The 15,162-nt window shown below is 71.4% G+C and carries 6 protein-coding genes; 5 read left to right on the top strand and 1 reads right to left on the bottom strand.

What is annotated here, in order from left to right; genetic code table 11:
- The first annotated feature begins 67 nt into the window (after nucleotides 1-67).
- From ABUW04_RS29415 to ABUW04_RS29400, 4 genes are all read left to right on the top strand, one after another.
- A complete protein-coding gene (locus ABUW04_RS29415) occupies nucleotides 68-1,345 on the top strand; it encodes a hypothetical protein (protein WP_232242352.1) in 1,278 nt (425 codons plus the stop codon).
- Nucleotides 1,346-1,501: 156 nt separating this feature from the next.
- On the top strand, nucleotides 1,502-2,923 hold the full coding sequence (locus tag ABUW04_RS29410) for a DUF2252 domain-containing protein (protein WP_380567439.1): 1,422 nt from the start codon (nucleotides 1,502-1,504) through the stop codon (nucleotides 2,921-2,923).
- A 134-nt stretch (nucleotides 2,924-3,057) separates the two neighbouring features.
- Nucleotides 3,058-4,044 carry a DUF389 domain-containing protein gene (locus ABUW04_RS29405; protein WP_232242922.1) on the top strand — a complete coding sequence of 329 codons (987 nt, stop codon included), beginning with the start codon at nucleotides 3,058-3,060 and terminating at the stop codon, nucleotides 4,042-4,044.
- A 110-nt stretch (nucleotides 4,045-4,154) separates the two neighbouring features.
- Nucleotides 4,155-5,087, top strand: coding sequence for a LuxR family transcriptional regulator (locus ABUW04_RS29400; RefSeq protein WP_232242021.1), 933 nt, complete (start codon nucleotides 4,155-4,157; stop codon nucleotides 5,085-5,087).
- A gap of 89 nt (nucleotides 5,088-5,176) precedes the next feature.
- On the opposite strand, the gene ABUW04_RS29395 is transcribed toward ABUW04_RS29400, so the two are convergent.
- On the bottom strand, nucleotides 5,177-9,439 hold the full coding sequence (locus ABUW04_RS29395; RefSeq protein ID WP_449341759.1) for a carboxypeptidase regulatory-like domain-containing protein: 4,263 nt from the start codon (nucleotides 9,437-9,439) through the stop codon (nucleotides 5,177-5,179).
- A gap of 442 nt (nucleotides 9,440-9,881) precedes the next feature.
- Between ABUW04_RS29395 and ABUW04_RS29390 the strand changes: the two genes are divergently transcribed.
- Nucleotides 9,882-14,183 carry a carboxypeptidase regulatory-like domain-containing protein gene (locus tag ABUW04_RS29390; RefSeq protein WP_380567435.1) on the top strand — a complete coding sequence of 1,434 codons (4,302 nt, stop codon included), beginning with the start codon at nucleotides 9,882-9,884 and terminating at the stop codon, nucleotides 14,181-14,183.
- The last annotated feature ends 979 nt before the right edge of the window (nucleotides 14,184-15,162 follow it).

The following is a 15,162-nucleotide window of genomic DNA, read 5'->3' as shown; positions in this document are numbered from 1 at the left end:
CCCGTTGACTGGGCGTCCGAACCGTCGAGGCGCTTGCGGCGGGAGCGATGGGAGAACAGGAGTGACTGTGGGCCAGGACAACGATGCGGCGGAGGTCTCCCGGCTGCGGCAGCAGGTTGCCGAACTCTCCCGGCCGCACCACAGACTGCGCTCGGCCGGGGCCGCCGTGCTGCTGGTGCTGGCGTTCGTGCTCGCCCCGCTTGCCGTGGTCGCCTCCTGGACGGCGGGCATCATGGGCGACACCGACCGCTATGTCGCCACCGTCGGACCCCTGGTGGACAGCCCCGCCGTGCAGTCCGCCGTCGCCGCCCGAGCCTCCCAGGCCGTTACCGGGCACCTGGACCTGCAGACCGTGCTCCAGCAGGCCGCCCCGCAGGACCGGCCGCTGATGGCCAAGGGGCTGGGCAGCCTCGCGGCCCCGATCGAGAACGCCATCGGTGGCCTGGTCCAGAAGGAGGCCCTGGCGGTGGTGTCCAGCTCCTGGTTCCACACCTTCTGGACCGACGCCAACCGGCGCATCCACAGCACCATGGTCAAGGCCCTGACCGGGCAGGGCGGCGGTGCGGTCCAGCTCACGGACGACTCCGTGGTGATCGACCTCGGCCCGGTGGTCGAGCAGGTCAAGCAGCGGCTGGTGGACTCCGGGCTGACCGTGGCGGCGAGGATCCCGCAGGTGCACACCTCCTACACCGTCCTGGACGCGCAGCACATCGGGGCAGCCAGGACCGGCTTCCGGCTGCTCCAGATCCTCGGCAACTGGCTGGCCGTCCTGGTCGCCGTTCTCGCGGCGGCGGCGGTGTGGCTGGCGCGACGCCGCCGCCGCGCGCTGGTGACCGCCGCCCTGGCGATCACCGTCGGAGTCCTGCTGCTGGGCCTGGGCCTGGTCGTCGCCCGCGCGCTCTACCTCGACAAACTCCCCGCCGGGGTCTCCCCCGACGCGGCGGCGGACATCTTCGACCAGCTCGTCCACTTCCTGCGCACGGCGGTACGGTCGGTGGCCGTCCTCGGCGCCGCTGTGGCCCTCGGTGCCTGGCTCTCCGGACCGGGCCGCCGCGCCACCCAGTTCCGCTCCCTGAGGACCTCCGGCATCGACGCCACCCGCCGCTCCGCCCAGTCCGCCGGCCTGCGCCTCGGCCCGGTCGGCCGCTTCGTCCACCACTGGAAGCGCTGGCTGACCTGGACCGTCCTCGCCGCCGGCGGCCTCACCCTGGCCCTGTGGTCCTACCCCACCGGCTGGGTCGTCACCGGCATCGTCCTGGCAGTGCTGTTCGCCCTGACCGTTGTCGAGTTCCTCGACGAGGGAGCACAGCCCGGGGACGCCGCTCCGGGTGACCCCGCGGCATGACCGGCACAGCGGCCCGTTCGGCCGCAGCGTCACCATCCCGAGCGCGGCTTCGCCGCACACCGTTGGCGGCCCCCGCACGCGGGACTGCGCGGTCGCGGACATGCTGGTAGTACATGGCTTCGGGGTGTCAGCGGATGTGCACAGGAGGTTTCGCCCATGACCCAGACCAAGAGGCCTGCCGGGCCCTCGGCGGAGCACCTGTCGGTTCAGGAGCGGGCCGCCATCGGCAAGGCGGCCCGGGCAGCTGCGCCCCGCGGCAGCCACGAGGAGTACGAGCCCGGGTCGGGGCGCTTCGACCCGGTGGCGCTGCTGGAGTCGCAGTCCGGCGCCCGGGTGCCGGAGCTGGTGCCGATCCGCTACGGACGCATGATCGAATCCCCGTTCCGCTTCTACCGCGGCGCGGCCGGGATCATGGCCGCCGACCTGGCCGGTACGCCCCGGACCGGGATCCGGGCGCAGTTGTGCGGGGACGCGCACCTGTTGAACTTCCGGCTGCTGGCCTCGCCGGAGCGGCGGTTGATGTTCGACATCAACGACTTCGACGAGACCCTGCCCGGCCCCTGGGAGTGGGACGTGAAGCGGTTGGCGACCAGCCTGGTGATCGCCGGGCGCGAGAACGGCTTCACCGACAGGGAACGGGCCGCGATCGTGCGCGCGACCGTCCGCAGCTACCGCGAGCAGATGCGCGGCTTCGCCCGGATGGGCAACCTCGACGTCTGGTACGCCCGCATCGACACCGACCGGCTCCAGGCGCTGGCCACCAGGGAACTCGACGCGCGCCGAGGCAGGATCGTCGCCCGGACCCTGGACAAGGCACGGTCGCGCGACACCCTGCAGGCCTTCGACAAGCTCACCGGGCTCGTCGACGGGCAGCGCCGCATCACCGCCGCCCCGCCGTTGATCGTGCCGATCACCGACCTGCTCCCGGACCAGGAACGCGAAACGGTGGAGCGCACCCTGCGCGGCCTGCTCGCCCGCTACGGCTCCACGCTGCAGGAGCACCACCGGCACCTGCTGGCCCAGTACCGCCTGGCCGACGTGGCGCGCAAGGTGGTGGGTGTGGGCAGTGTGGGGACCCGCTGCTGGATCGTGCTGCTGCTCGGCAGGGACGACCAGGACCCGCTGCTGCTCCAGGTCAAGGAGGCCGACACCTCGGTGCTGGCCGAACACGCCGGCGCCAGCGAGTACACCAACCAGGGCCGGCGGGTGGTGGCCGGGCAGCGGACGATGCAGGCCACCAGCGACATCCTGCTGGGCTGGGAACGAGCCGAGGGCATCGACGGGCGGACCCGCGACTTCTACGTCCGGCAGCTGCGCGACTGGAAGGGCATCGCCGAACCCCAGGCCATGCTCCCCGAGGGCCTGAGCCTGTTCGGGCGCCTGTGCGGCGCCACCCTCGCCCGTGCCCACGCCCGTTCCGGGGACCGGATCGCGATCGCCGCCTACCTCGGCACCAACGACTCCTTCGACCGAGCCCTGGCCCGCTTCGCCGAGCACTACGCCGACCAGAACGAACGCGACCACCAGGCCCTGGTGAACGCCGCCGCCCGCGGCCGGGTCAGCGCCCAGGCCGCATGAGCGATCGGGCTGCGCCGGACGGCGCAGCCCCGGTGGCGGGCCGGATCGGCTGCCGGTCGACTGGATGTCAGTGACCGGGAAGGCCCTGGGAGAGGACGCAGTTGCTGGGCATCGACACCGCGGCCGTGCACCGCATGACGGACGCACTGTTCATCGAGAAGTCTTGGCGCAGCCCGAGCTCCAGCCGGTTCTGGGTGCTGCTGGTACTGGCCGCCGTGATCGCCACCGCCGGGGTCATCGGCGACTCCACGGCGACCGTCATCGGTGCGATGATCGTCGCCCCGCTGATGACGCCGATCCTCGGCAGCGCGCTGGCGCTGGTCCTGGCCGACCACCGGCACCTGCAGCGCAGCATCCTGCTGGTGCTGGGCGGGGCCGTGGCGGTGGTCGCCGTCGGCTACCTGTTCGCGGTGGTGGCCGCACCGCCGGACCACTTCGCCAGCAACAGCCAGGTGGCGGGCCGCATCAGCCCCCGACTGATCGACCTGGTCGGCGCGCTGGCCACCGGCACCGTCGGGGCCTTCGCACTGATCCGCTCCGACATCTCGGACACCCTGCCGGGCGTTGCCATCGCCATCTCCCTGGTCCCCCCGTTGGCGGTGACCGGGCTGCTGCTTCAGGTCGGCCGGTACCACGACGCGGGGGAGTCGGCGCTGCTGTTCGCCACCAACGTGGCCGCCATCGTGGCCACCGGCACCGTCGTCTTCCTGGTCTACCGCGTCCGCGACGCGGCCCGCCAGGCCGGCCTGCCGCTGGGCCGGCTCACCGGCCGCACCCTGGCAGTGGTGGCCGCCGCCGTCCTCCTGGTCGCCGTCCCGCTCACCACCGGCACGGTCACCGTCTCGCAGGACCTGTCCACCGCCGCCGACGCGACCCCGGTGGCCAAGCAGTGGGCCGCGCAGGGCCGCTGGCAGGTCGCCGACGTCCAGTCCCGCTCCGGCACCATCGTCGTCACCGTCCTCGGCATCCCGCCGACCCCCGCCTCCAGTCAGCTCCGCACAGCCCTGAACAGCGCCGGCCTGGCCGCTCACCCCCTGCAGATCCACCTGGTCGGCGGCAACACCCGCACCTGTCCCGCCCACGGCGACACCTGCACCACCAGCACCGGCGGCAGCAACTGAACGACCGGGGGCGCGACAGCCGCGGACACCCGCATGCGGGCAGGCGATGCGCACTGCGGGCGCGTCTGTTTCATGTGACAAGCATGTGGACTGTCGTCCAGACTGACCCGGTGCTGACTGATCTCGGACTGGACGGCTCCGCGGACGACGTCAAGGCGTTCCGCTATCTGGCGTCGGTGCCCAGTGCCTCCACGCGGGACATTGCGGACGCGCTCGGCTGCCCGCTCGCCACAGCCGAAGGGATCGTCGAACGCCTCGCCACGCACGGCCTGATGGCTCCGGTCTCGGGCGGGGAGGGTCGCTGGGCCGCGCTCCCGCCTGAGATCGCCTTGGGGCCGCGCCTGACCCGGCTGCGGGAGAGCACCCGGCGGGCCGAGGTCGCGCTCGCCGAACTCGGTGAGGCCTACCGCCGGGAACGGGGGTCTTCCCCGAGCGATCTCGTGGAGTACATCGACGGTCCCGCCCAGGCGCAGCGACTACTGGAGATCCAGTCCGCGGCGAAGGAATCCCTCTGGGCCTTCCAGACGGGCACCAACACCGTCACCTCCGTTGCCAGCACGGTCACCATGGAGCCGGCGGCACCGCCGGGCCTGGAGAACCGCGTCATCGTCGACAGCGAGTTCCTCACCGAGCCGGAAGCGGTCCGTGCGCTCAACGACCGGCTCAGCCTCGGCCACCAGGTGCGGGTGGTGGACCATCCGCTCATGAAGCTGGCGATCGCCGACCGCAGCGTGGCCCTGGTGCGCACCAGCCCGCAGCGGACCATGATGATCCGCCAGCCGCTCGTGGTCCTCGCCTGCGAGCTGTTCGAGGCGACCTGGCGACGGGCCCGGCCCTACCTGCGGGACGACAGCGGACTGGAGCCGCTGGACCGCCAGATCCTGCAGCTGATGCTCTCCGGCCTGACCGACACCGCCACCGCACACCAGATCGGCACCTCCCCACGTACCGTGCAGCGAAGGCTGCGCGCGCTGATGGACACGGCACGCGTCACCTCAAGGCTCCAACTGGCCTGGCACGCACTGCGCAACAGCTGGATCTGATCCCGGCCTGCCCGAGGACGGCTCCACGGGGTCCGGTGTGCCCCGGCCCGGGAGTTCCTGCCGGGCCGGGGCGGGGTGTCGACCCGGCGTCAGTCCTGGACCAGTGTCCAGTCCTTGGTCACCGCGGACCTCCTGACCAGCTTCACGGTCGCGGTCTGCGGCACGAAGCCGTCCTTGGCCGCGATGACGGTCAGCGGGTTGTTCCGGGTGTCCATCCAGATCTGGTACTGACCGGCGGTGTCGGTGTGCAGGGTGTAGGAGGCCGTCCAGGTGGTGATCTGGACGGTTGCCCCGGCGACCGGCTTCATCTCGCCGTCCGCGTTCCGGTACTGCACGGTGCCGGCGATCTTCCCCCAGCTGGTCGGCGGGCTGACCGTCAGTGCGACCTTGACCGCCGCGACCGGGTAGGGGGTGTCGGCGTCGGGGAGCAGCGAGGCGGTGTAGGTGCCGGGCTGGGAGATCGAGGGCACCGCGGCGTCGAAGGTGAGCGTCACCTTCGCGGACTCTCCCGGCTGCAGTGTCAACTGGTCGCGGTCCAGGGAGAGCCAGTCGGTGCTGACACTGTCCGAGTACTCCCAGCCCGCCAGCACCTGGGCGGTGTTGGACGTACTGCCGAGGCCGGTGCTGCCGCCGACGGTGTAGAAGCCGAGCGCGCCGGCGAACCGGTAGCCGGCCGTGGGGGTGTTCGGCAGGGCTGACCACGTGCCTGTGCCGGGATCGTAGGCATAGCCCCGGTTGGACAGGTTGTTCGCCTGGATGCCGTCCTGGAGCAGCAGTTGGCCGTTGGCGGCGGTGGTCGCCGCGCCCCAGACGGAGGACGGCAGCAGGGCGATCGGCGACCAGGTGTTGCTCCCCGGGTCGTAGGCGTAGGAGTACGCGGTCGCGCCCGTCGCGTCGGCGACGCCTCCGGCGCAGTAGACCTTCGCGCCCACTCCACCGCAGGACATCCAGGACTCCGCCTTGGGATAGTCGGCGATCTGCGTCCAGGTGTTCGTGGCCGGCTCGAAGGCGTACGCGGCGGTGCTGCCGCAGGCCGCGTCGGTGCATCCGCCGATGGTGTAGAGCTTGCCGTCCAGCACGGCGCTTCCCGAGCCGGCGTACGCCGTAGGAGCGTTGGCGGCGGTACTCCACGCGTCGGCGGCCGGGTCGTAGACCTCGGTCCGCGAGTCGGTCTCACCGGACGGCAGCCAGCCGCCGGTGACGTACACCTTGCCGTTCACGACGCCGTGCGCCGCGCCCTCACGGGTGTCCTTGGCCGGTGCCCGCTCACCCCACGTCTGGGCGGCGGGGTTGTACGCGTACCACTGGTTGGTGTCGTTGCTGCCGTCGTAGCCGAGACCCGTGTAGAGGATGCCGTTGACGGTGTCCGCGATGTTGTCACTGAGCGGGACGGGCAGGTCTGCAACGCTCTGCCAATGGTCGGCGGTGTTGGCGCCGACGCCCGCCTGCACGGCCTGCCGCGCACTGCGGGTGGTGGCGAGCTGGTCGGGCGTGGCATTCCTGGCCGCCAGGAGTTCGCTTCCGGACGTGGTGCTGGTCGGCACGGCAAGGGCAGGGACCTCGTCCGGGCCCGCTGTCACGCCCTGCATGGAGTAGCCGGTCGGAGTGTCCGTCAGGTGCACGGTGGCGGCCGCGGTGCCGGTGTTCTTGAGCGTGACGGTACTGCTTGCGGTTCCGCCCCAGGCGGCCGTCCTGGCGACGGTGTCCGGGGAGGCGGTGATCTGGCCCGCCTTGAGGGCGAAGTCGGCCTCGGTGGTCCTGCCGGCGATCACGGCGGCCACCGCGGAGCCTGTGGTGTAACGGGACATGGCGGCGGTGACGGTGCGGTCACCGGAGTCGGGTGAGAAGTACCAGTAGAACGCGCCCTTCAAGGCCGGGTCGGCCACAGTTGCGGAGGTGGCGGTGAGCTTCGCGTCGCCGGCGTCGACGATGGTCGAGCCCGGCACGGCGGCGGCGGTGTTGGCGTCGCTCACCGTGCCGACGACGAGGCCGCCGGTGAGGGGTTCGCAGCCGTACCTGCCCAGCACGACGTTGTCGAGCTCCCAGTACCAGGAGTCGGCCCCGGTGTAGTGGAACCGGACCTCGACCGCGGACTGACCGGCCGCCTGGGGCAGCGGGAGGGTGACGCTCTGGGCGTATGTGGTGACCGCCGCGGAGTTCCACACCGTGGTCCAGGTGGTGCCGCCGTCGGTGCTCAGCTGGACCTGGCCGGCCGAGTTGGGCGCGACGTGGAAGGCGTTGGCGAAGGACAGCACCGGCGGCGCGTCCGCGCTGTAGGCGGACAGGTCGGTGGCGGGGGCGGTGAGATAGGAGTCCTGCGTCTTCCCGGCGCCCGCCCTGTCGCTGTCCACGATCGCGAAGCCCCCGGCGCCGCCGGTGATGTTGCCGCGCGTCGGGGACGTGAAGGTCCAACCGTTGCCCGTACCGGCTGCGTTGGCCACGGTCCAGCCCGCGGGCGTGGCCGTGGTGTCGAAGGTCTGGTGCAGACCGTGGTAGGCCATCGCGTAGCCGGCGGCCGTGCAGCCCGCGGCGATCGGCACCTGGATGTTCTGGACCAGGTTCGTCGCACCGAGGGAAACCTGCTGGGTGGTCACCTGGTAGCCGCGGTAGTAGGGCGTCACGTGCAGGGTGTAGGCGGAGCCCACCGGCAGGGAGAGGCTGTACCGGCCGGTTCTCGGGTCGGTGTGCACCGGTCCGCCGGGCACCCCGTCGACGGAGATCGAGGCGTACAACGGCCAGCCCTGGCCGGATCCGTCCGTCACCTTGCCGCTGATGGTGGCACGGGCCTCGGCGTCGAGAGCGAAGTCCCGGGTGAGGGTCCCGCCGTCGGTGACGACCGCGCCGGTCGCGCTGGCGCTGGTGTAGCCGTAGGCGCCTGCGGTGACGTCGTAGGTACCGGGGGCCAGGACGACGTCGTAGCTGCCGTCGCTCCCGGTGACGACCTGGTCGGACCCGACGGTCACAGCGGCGCCGGCGATCGGCTGCCCCGTCGCGGAGTCCGTGACGGTGCCCCTGACTTCGCCGTGCGGACCGGAGCGGAAGGCGTCGAGACCCTTGGGGGTGCCCAGTCCGGTCGGACCGTCGTAGCCGGGTCCGGCCGTGCAGAAGTAGGCCGGCGTACAGGTGCCGTTGCTTCCTGTCGTCACGTCATTGAGCGCGGACGCGACTGCGTACGGGTAGGAGGCCGGGTTGCTGCCCGCGACCGGGGTGCCGGCGTCAGCGTAGGTGGCGGTGATGATCGGAGCCGAGGCGGAGGTGCCGCCGTAGACGGCCCAGCCGCTGCCGCCGTAGGTCTGGTAGACGGCAACGCCGGTGGCCGGGTCCGCGACGGCGGAGACGTCCGCCACGCTGCGCTTGGCGCAGCCGGTGTCCTTCTGCCATGCGGGCTTGGCCTCGTACAGCGAGCACCCGGAGCCGCCGCCCTCGGTGGCACTGGTCTTCCACACCGACTCGGCCCAACCCCGGCCGGTCGTCGCGTCCTTGGTGAGCGAGGTGCCGCCGACGGCCGTGACGTACTGGGAGGCGGCGGGGTAGGCGACGCCGTAGGCGCTGTCGCCGGAGCTGGCCACGACGGCCACGCCCGGATGGTCGTAGTACGGGTCGTAGGCAGCGGCCTCGGAGGCGTCCTCGCCGCTGCCAGCAGCCGAACTGTAGGACGCCCCGTAGGAGTTGGACACGTACTTGGCTCCCAGGGCGACTGCCTCGTCCACCGCTGTGCCGAGGTCGGTGCTGGACGCCGTGGTCGCCTCGACCAGGACGACATGCGCGTTCGGCGCGACCGCCGACACCATGTCCAGGTCGAGTGAGATCTCCCCGGCCCAGCCGGAATTGGCCGCCGGGTAGCCGGTGCCGCCGGTCTGGTCGACCTTCTTGAAGCAACCGTTCGCCGTGGTGCAGGCGGGCAGCCCGTACTGGGTGCGGTACACCGCCAGGTCGGCCTCCGCGTTCGGGTCGTCGTAGGCGTCGACGATGGCGACGGTCGCCCCGGCGCCGCCGTTCGCGGGCAGGGCGTAAGCGGACAGCAGGTCCGAAGGACCGTACCCTGCGGGCGTGTTGGGTACGGTGTCGCCCGCGGCCGACACACCTGCGGGCTTCACTTTACGGCCGCGCATGACACCCTTGACGGCCGAGATGTCGGTGCGCTTCAGCGCGAAGCAGGACGCCCGGCCCGGCGCGGGTGTGCCGCACACCCGTTGGGAGCTGATCCGTCCCGTGCTCTGCTGGGTCTCGGTGGTGGTGGGGATCGAGGACGCTGGGGCCGTCGAGACGGCGGATCCGGCCGGGGAGCTGGCCGCGGCAGCCAGGGCGGGGTGTGCCGCGAGGCCCGCCAGGGCCAGGGCCGCGACGGCCATCGCCCGTCTGCGGAGTGGGATGCGCTGGTGCACGTGCTCTCCGTCCGTCGTGGAGGCCGGGCAGGTGCGGGACGGCCTGCGTGTCCGCACGGCTCGGGAAGCAGGGCGCTTCGGGGCGTCATCCTGACCCGGGGCGACGGTGGTCCGGGAGGGCTGTCGACTGGCGACAGCACGACATGGCGAGACCACGACATCTCAGCCGGCACGGGGGCTTGCGCGTACGCGGCGAGATCACGTCATGTCGCAGTCTCGACAGGGGAAGACCGTTCCGTCCATCCGGGATTCACCAGAATGATCTCGAAACGAAGCGCATCCGCTTCCCGAGCCGCGCCTCCGTCCGGGCATCCCGTTTCCGTGCGATCTCCCTGCAGGAACGGGAGCTTGTGCGCCCGCCCAGTCGGCGATCAGGCCCGGCCACGCACGCGACAGGAGCTCCAACCCGATGGGAATCAGACGCCTCCGGTTGACTGCCGCCACCGCGGCCGTCGGCGCGCTGGCGCTGGCGGGCCTCAACGGCCCGACGGCGCTGGCCGCCACCGCCGGAACCGCCGGGGCATCGGGCGCGACCAGCGCCTCGGCCCCGACGATACCGACCACGACGGACACGCAGCGGCACACCGGCACGCCGCACAGCGAACCGGTCTGCACGACCGCGCCCAAGCCCGGCCAGGCCACCTGCTTCGCCCTGAAGCGCACCGACATCTCGGCCGTGAAGGGCGTCATGCGCGGAAAGGGCGCCAAGAGCGGCGCGGCGACCCCGGCGGACGCCCAGCCGAACACCAACCCGCCCGCGGGCTACGGCCCTTCCGACCTGCTCTCGGCCTACAGCCTTCCGGCAGACGGCGGCGCGGGCGCGACCATCGCCATCGTCGACGCCTACGACGACCCGAACGCAGAAGCCGACCTGGCGGTGTACCGCGCCCAGTACGGGCTGCCCGCCTGCACCACCGCCAACGGCTGCCTCAGCAAGGTCAACCAGACCGGCGGCCCTGCCCTCCCGCCCGCCGACAGCAGCTGGGCCGGCGAGATCTCGCTCGACCTCGACATGGTCTCCGCCGTCGCACCCGACGCCCACATCCTGCTGGTCGAGGCGAGCACCGCGTCCACCGACGACCTGGGCACCGGCGTTGACACCGCAGTCGCTCTCGGCGCGAAGTACGTGTCCAACTCCTACGGCAGCGGCTACTCCTCCGCCCCCGGGAGCGGCGAGGACGCCTCCGAGACCACCGCCGCCGACCCGTACTACAACCACCCGGGCGTGGCCGTCGTGGCCAGCTCCGGCGACAGCGCCTACGGCGTGACCTACCCCGCCGCCTCCCAGTACGTCACCTCCGTCGGCGGCACCTCGCTCACCAAGTCCGCAGGGACCGGACGTGGTTGGACCGAGTCGGCGTGGAGCAACAGCTACGGTGGCGGCGGCTCAGGCTGCTCGGTCTACGAGTCCAAGCCGACCTGGCAGACCGACACCGGCTGCGCCAAACGCACCGTCGCCGACGTCTCCGCCGTCGCCGACCCCGCCACCGGCCTGGCCGTGTACCAGACCTACGGCGGCAGCGGCTGGGCCGTCTACGGCGGCACCTCCGCATCGGCTCCGATCATCACCGCCACCTATGCCGACGCCGGCACCCCGGCCCAGGGCAGCTACCCGAGCTCCTACCCGTACAACGACCGCTCCGCGCTCAACGACGTGACCAGCGGCAGCAACGGCCACTGCACGCCGGCCTACTACTGCACCGCGCAGACCGGCTACGACGGCCCCACCGGCCTGGGCACCCCGAACGGCACGGACGCGTTCTCGGCCGCACCACACGGCCAGGTCAAGGGCACGATCACGGACGCAACGACCGGCGATCCGGTAGCCGACGCCGTCGTCTCGGCCGGCAGCCGCTCGGTGACCACAGCCGCCGACGGCAGCTACGACCTCTACCTCTCCCCCGGCACCTACGACGTCACCGCGGGGGCCTACGGCTTCGCGACCGGGAAGGCGGTGGGCGTCACCGTCACCGACGGCGGTGTGGTGACCGAGAACCTCGCGCTCGCCGAGGTGGCCCGGGTCAAGGTGTCCGGCACCGTCAAGGACGGCTCCGGGCAGGGCTGGCCGCTCTACGCCTCGATCAGCGTCGAAGGCGCCACCGGCGGCCCGGTCCACACCGATCCGAAGACCGGCGCCTACACGGTCTACGTTCCCGTCAACGCCGACTACACCTTGGACTTCACCCCCTACTACCGGGGCTACCAGTCCACCACCAGCACGATCAGCGCAGGCACGTCCTCGCTGACCGACGACGTCCAACTGCCGATCGACACCGCCGCGTGCACGGCGGCGGGGTATCAGCTCAACCACCACGGACTCTTCCAGAGCTTCGACGACAAGGCCGTCCCGGACGGCTGGAGCGTCGCCAGCGCGGCCGGGACCAAGGCCGGCTGGGTCTTCACCAACCCGCTGGGGCACTCCAACCTGACCACCGGTGACGGCAACTTCGCGATCGTCGACGCCGACGCGTACCAGGACAACATCCGTAACACCACGCTGACCAGCCCGGCAACCGACCTGTCCACCTTCACCGCGGACGACCCTCCGGTCCTCTCCTTCGGGGACGGCTACGCCAAGGGCACCGACACCGCAGGTGCCGTCCAGCTCAGCACCGACGGCGGCGCCACCTGGACCACCGTCTGGAACTCCCCCTCCGCCACCTCGATCCGGACTGTCGTCTCGGTCCCGCTGCCGCAGGCTGCCGGGCAGTCCCAGGTGCAGATCCGTTTCGCCTACAGCGCCACCACCGGCGGCTACTGGGAGGTGGACAACGTCCAGCTGGGCGGCGCCACCTGCGACCCCCAGCAGGGCGGCCTGCTCGTCGGCAAGGTGACCGACGCCAACACCGGTGCCGCGCTGGCAGGCGTGGCCGTCACCGATGCCGCCGACAGCACCGTCTCCGCCACGTCCACGGTCGTTGACGACACCGCCCTCGGCGGTGCCTTCTACTGGGCCTTCGTGCCGGGCGTCGGCAGCCACACCGTCGATGCCGCGCTGGCGCACTACGCCTCCGCCGCCTCGACTGTGGCCATCGTCCAGAGCACGGTCACCGAGGCCGACTTCGCCATGAAGGCCGGCCGCGTCGAGCTCTCCTCCACCTCGCTGTCCGCCACTGCCAAGATGGGCGGCACGGCGAAGACCACGCTCACCGTCCGCAACACCGGAACCGCGCCCGCAACGGTCACGCTCTCGGCCGAGTCCTCCGGCTACACGGCAGCGTCCGTCGGCGCCACCGGGAACGTCCCGACCCGGCGCATTGCCGGCCCGTTCTCCGCGGGACCCGCGGCCCTCGCCGCGGCGAGCGCGACCCCCGCCGAGAGGAAGGCGGCCGCCACCGCTCTGACAGCGGCTCAGAACGCCGTCGGACCCGCCGATTCGGAGGGCTGGCAGCCCATTGCGGACGTCCCCGCCGCGAGCACCGACAACGTCGTCGAGACCGTCGGCGGTGTCGTCTACTCCGGCCTCGGGTTCGCCGGCAACGACGTGGGCGAAGTGAACACCCTCTACGCCTACGACCCCGCCACCGGGTCCTGGACGCAGAAGGCGAGCGCCCACGACAAGCGGGACGCGCCCGCCCACGCCGCCATCGACGGCAGGATCTACGTCGTCGGCGGATGGACCCCGCAGTCCACCGTCGACTCCTCGATGGAGATCTACGACCCGGCCACCGACAGCTGGAGCACCGGAGCCACCATCCCGTCCGGACACGCGGGGGCCGCCAGCGCCGCGGCGGGCGGCAAGATGTACGTCGTCGGCGGCTGCACGAACACCGGCTGCGGCAGCACCGACGCCCTCGCCTACGACCCGTCGCAGAACACCTGGACGAAGATCGCCGACTACCCCGAGCCCACCGCCTGGGAGGCCTGCGGCGGCATCGCCGGCAAGCTCTACTGCGCCGGCGGGTACTCGGCGGCGAACGCCGACAGCGCCCATGCCTACGTCTACGACCCGGCCACCGACGCCTGGAGCCCGATCGCCTCGCTCCCGAAGACCGACTGGGGCACCGCCTACACCAGTGCGAACGGGCAGCTGCTGCTCCAGGACGGTGTCGTCGACACCGCTCTGTCCAACCAGGGCTGGGCCTACGACCCGGCCACTGACAGCTGGACCGAGCTGCCGAACACCCCGGTCGCCTCGTACCGCTTCGGCGGCAGCCAGGGCTTCTACGCCATCGGCGGCAGCATCGGCGTCGGGGACGCGCAGCCGACCGCCCAGGTGCTCGCCGGCTGGGACCAACCCTCGGACGGCCCGGCGCCGTGGCTCTCGCTCAACACCCCCACGCTCACCCTCGCGGCAGGCGCCAGCACCAAGGTGACCGTCACATTCGATGCCGCGGACGCCTCCGTGGCCCAGCCGGGCAACTACACCGGGCGAATGCTGGCGACCACGGACACCCCGTACCGCGTCCCGGCGGTCGGCGTGACGATGACCGTCAAACCGCCCAACACGTGGGGCAAGCTGGCCGGGACCGTCCAGTACCGGGACGCCGCCGGTGCGCTGCACCCGCTGTCGGGCGTGACCATCCGGATCATCTCCAGAACCGCCTCGTACACCGTCCACAGCGACAGGAACGGCCAGTACGGGTACTGGCTGCCCAGCGACAAGGTCACCGTCCTCGCCGCCAAGGACGGCTACCAACCCGACACAGTCTCCGTCAAGGTCGCCAAGGGGGTGACCACCACCCAGGACTGGACCCTGCTACGGCAGTGACCTGGTGACATCCCGCCAGCCCCGAGGCCCGGTGCGACCGTCCCCCGTGAACGGTCGCACCGGGCCCGGCTGCTCCCGGTTCCGTCAGCGGACCGGTTGCCCCGCTCCGGCAGCGGAGCCGGCGAACAGGTCCGCACAGCGGCGACGAAGCTCGGCCATCTGCACCTTGCCCATGACGTTGCGGGACAGCGCGTCGACCACACGGCCACGAGACCCTGGTCGAGACCGTCGTGTACTCGCAGAACGAGACCTTCGAGAGATCATCCGATCTGATCCGACCGACTCTCAAAGCCGTTGGCGCTACTCCGACTTGCTAGGGCATGCGGGTAGGCGGGTGTCATCGAGATCGACGGACCACAGCACCGGGAGCATGCGGGCTACGATCACAGCCGAAGCCGTCTGCTGTTGAACGCAGGAGTGAAGCCCTTCGACCGGCTGAACGTGGACGACTCCACTCAACTACACCAGGTCGAACGATTCGTTGACGGCTTCCTCGCTCGCCAAAAGCGTTCGTAGTAGCCGGCCCTGGCCCGTAACCGTCTCTGCCTGGCTCATGCCGTGGGGAGGCGGGCCGCCACCTGCCACCGTCTGGTCGTCGTGAATCGGACAGTGGCAACACTGACTTGCGTAGACGCCAACGAGCCGGACCAGTGCTTCTGAACAGGCACTGGTGGCCCGCCTGATCAAGTATGCCGAAGCTGCCCCGACCAGACGCTCAAAGCCCCTGGCGTTACTCGACGTGCTGAAGCAGGTACGGCGAGGTCAGACCAGCAAGTCGGTTCATACGCACCAGCGTTGCACACGCCCTCGGCCGTAGGGTGCACACCTGGACGCCCGCTCGGCGCGTCGGGCCTGCGCACTCAGGGAGACAGGCGCCATCACCTGGTCGCCTCGGACGAGGTTGCCGGAGAGCTGGCGCGCAAGGTCTGGAAGGCCGCCCTGGCCGCCCGTCACAGCCTCAAGCGCCAGGTGTGCCCCC

The sequence above is a fragment of the Streptacidiphilus jeojiensis genome (assembly GCF_042510965.1).
GTDB lineage: Bacteria > Actinomycetota > Actinomycetes > Streptomycetales > Streptomycetaceae > Streptacidiphilus > Streptacidiphilus jeojiensis.
The sequence above is the reverse complement of the archived record's forward strand: the minus strand, read 5'-3'. Positions and strand labels throughout refer to the sequence as shown.

Bases quoted from the DNA above. Each gene is read 5' to 3' on its own strand.
- ABUW04_RS29410 (WP_380567439.1), top strand. From the start codon at position 1,502: ATGACCCAGACCAAGAGGCCTGCCGGGCCCTCGGCGGAGCACCTGTCG.
- ABUW04_RS29405 (WP_232242922.1), top strand. From the start codon at position 3,058: ATGACGGACGCACTGTTCATCGAGAAGTCTTGGCGCAGCCCGAGCTCC.
- ABUW04_RS29395 (WP_449341759.1), bottom strand. From the start codon at position 9,439: ATGGCCGTCGCGGCCCTGGCCCTGGCGGGCCTCGCGGCACACCCCGCC.
- ABUW04_RS29390 (WP_380567435.1), top strand. From the start codon at position 9,882: ATGGGAATCAGACGCCTCCGGTTGACTGCCGCCACCGCGGCCGTCGGC.